The sequence below is a fragment of the Falsiroseomonas oryzae genome, from assembly GCF_027856955.1.
GTDB classification, from domain to species: domain Bacteria; phylum Pseudomonadota; class Alphaproteobacteria; order Acetobacterales; family Acetobacteraceae; genus Falsiroseomonas; species Falsiroseomonas oryzae.
This window is the reverse complement of record NZ_JAPSMD010000867.1, coordinates 1-1,026: the sequence shown is the minus strand read 5'-3', so window position 1 is coordinate 1,026 and position 1,026 is coordinate 1. Positions and strand designations below refer to the sequence as shown.

Here is a 1,026-nt window from a genome sequence, read left to right as displayed (position 1 = left end):
CGCGGCTGCGCGCCCTGGGCGCGGAACTGGGCGCGCCCTGGCAGGCGGCGGACGTGCTCGACGCCGCGGCGCTGCGCGCGGTGGTGGCGGCGGCCGGCAGTCCGCTGGCGGGGCTCGCCTTCTGCGTCGGCTCCATCCTGCTCAAGCCCATCGGGCGGCTCACCGAGGCCGACTTCGCCGAGACCTTCCGGCTGAACGCGCTGGCGCCGGCGCTGGCGGTTCAGGCGGCGCTGCCGGCGCTGGTCGCGGGGAAGGGCAGCGTGGTGCTGTTCTCCTCCGTCGCGGCGCGGCGCGGCTTTCCGAACCATGCGGCGATCGGCGCGGCCAAGGCGGCGGTGGAGGGGCTGGCGGTGTCGCTGGCGGCGGAGCTGGCGCCGAACGTGCGCGTGAACGTTGTCGCGCCGAGCCTGACGAAAACGCAACTCGCCGAGCCCTTGACCCGCAGCCCGCAGATGGCGGAGGCCATCGCGAAGCAGCACCCGATCCCCCGCCTGGGCGAACCTTCGGATGCGGCGGCGCTGGCCGACTTCCTGCTCTCCGATGCGGCGGGCTGGATCACGGGCCAGGTCATGGGCGTGGATGGCGGGCGGGGGGCGATCGCGGGAAAGGGGTGAATCATGGTCGGTCGTCGTCTCGCGCTGGGTCTCGGGCTGCTGCCGCTCGTCGGGCGGATGGCGCAGGCTGCCCCGGCCGACATCGCCTTCAAGGTGATGCGCCAGGGCGCGCAGGTCGGCACGCATACCGTGCGCTTCCGCGACGATGGCGACCTGCTGCGGGCGCGGACGGAGCTGCGCATCCAGGTGCGCTTGGCCGGCTTCACCGTGTTCCGCTTCACCCAGGACACCGAGGAAGCCTGGCGCGGCGAGCGGCTGGTGGCCCTCGAGAGCCGGGCCGACCGCAACGGCCGCACCGGCGCCTGCCAGGCGGTGGTGGAGCCTGGCGGCCTCCGGCTGCGCGGCACCGCCGGGGAGGCGGTGGTGCCGGCGAACGCCGCGCCGCTGACCTGGTGGCGCGCGGCGAGCCTCG

General features: G+C 75.3%; 2 protein-coding genes. Both read left to right on the top strand.

Annotated elements, in window-relative coordinates; all coding sequences use genetic code 11:
- On the top strand, positions 1-614 hold a 614-nt coding region (locus OZN99_RS32340), incomplete at its 5' end, for an SDR family NAD(P)-dependent oxidoreductase (RefSeq protein WP_270939283.1).
- Between the two features lie 3 nt (positions 615-617).
- The coding region (locus tag OZN99_RS32335) for a DUF6134 family protein (protein WP_270939282.1) at positions 618-1,026 on the top strand (409 nt) is incomplete at its 3' end.